1 protein-coding gene is annotated in these 1000 nt (G+C 54.4%); it reads right to left on the bottom strand.

Annotation, left to right across the window (positions count from 1 at the left end; all coding sequences use genetic code 11):
- A partial coding sequence (locus BUC22_RS21745; protein WP_200805539.1) for an InlB B-repeat-containing protein occupies window positions 1-1000 on the bottom strand: 1000 nt, incomplete at both ends.

The raw sequence follows: 1000 nt of genomic DNA, 5'->3' as shown, positions 1-1000 counted from the left end.
TAGCTGTTGGCACGCCACTGGGCGTACAGGGTAACCCTTTCTCCTTCAACAGATGTCAGATTCACGACATTCTGCCCTTCAGTATAGGCGGTTCCTCCGCCATCGGACTGGGTGTTCCAGCCCGTGAAGGTGTAGCCTGTTTTGGTATAACCATTGGCGGTCAGGTTTACAGCTGTATCATAGGTCATGCTCTGGCTGGCCGTATCGCCGCCATCGGCGGTATTGCCATCAAATTGGATGGTATAGCTGTTGGCTCGCCACTGGGCGAACAACGTTACCTTGTCTCCTTCCTTTGAAGTCAGATTTGTGACATTCTGTCCATCGGTATAGGTTGTTCCGCCGCCATCGGGTTGGGTGTTCCAGCCGCTAAAGGTGTAGCCTGTCTTGGTATAGCCGTTGGCCGTCAGGCTGGCTGCCTGATCGTAGGTCATGGTCTGCTCTGGTGTGCTGCCGCCGTCGGCCGTGTTGCCATCGAACTGGATGGTATAGCTGTTGGCGCGCCACTGGGCAAACAAGGTAAAGGTTTCCCCATCGACAGACGTCAGATTTGTAACATTCTGTCCATCGATATAGCTAGTTCCGCCGCCATCGGGTTGGGTGTTCCACCCGGTAAAGGTGTAGCCGGTTTTGGTATAGCCGTTGGCCGTCAGGTCTGCTGCTTGATTATAGGTCATGACCTGGCTGGCCGTATCGCCGCCATCGGCGGTATTGCCATCGAAGTGGATGGTATAGCTGTTGGTGCGCCATTGGGCAAACAGAGTAACCGTTTCTCCTTCGACAGATGTCAGGTTTATGACATTTTGTCCATCAGTATAGGCGGTTCCGCCGCCGTCGGACTGGGTGTTCCACCCGGTAAAGGTGTAGCCGGTTTTGGTATAGCCGTTGGCGGTCAGGTTGGCCGCTTGGTCATAGGTCATGCTCTGGTCGGCCGTATCTCCGCCTTCGGCGGTGTTGCCATCGAACCTGATGGTATAATTATTTGCACGCCACTGAGCATATA

This window comes from Eubacterium callanderi, from assembly GCF_900142645.1.
Taxonomy (GTDB): domain Bacteria; phylum Bacillota; class Clostridia; order Eubacteriales; family Eubacteriaceae; genus Eubacterium; species Eubacterium callanderi.
The sequence above is the reverse complement of the archived record's forward strand: the minus strand, read 5'-3'. Positions and strand labels throughout refer to the sequence as shown.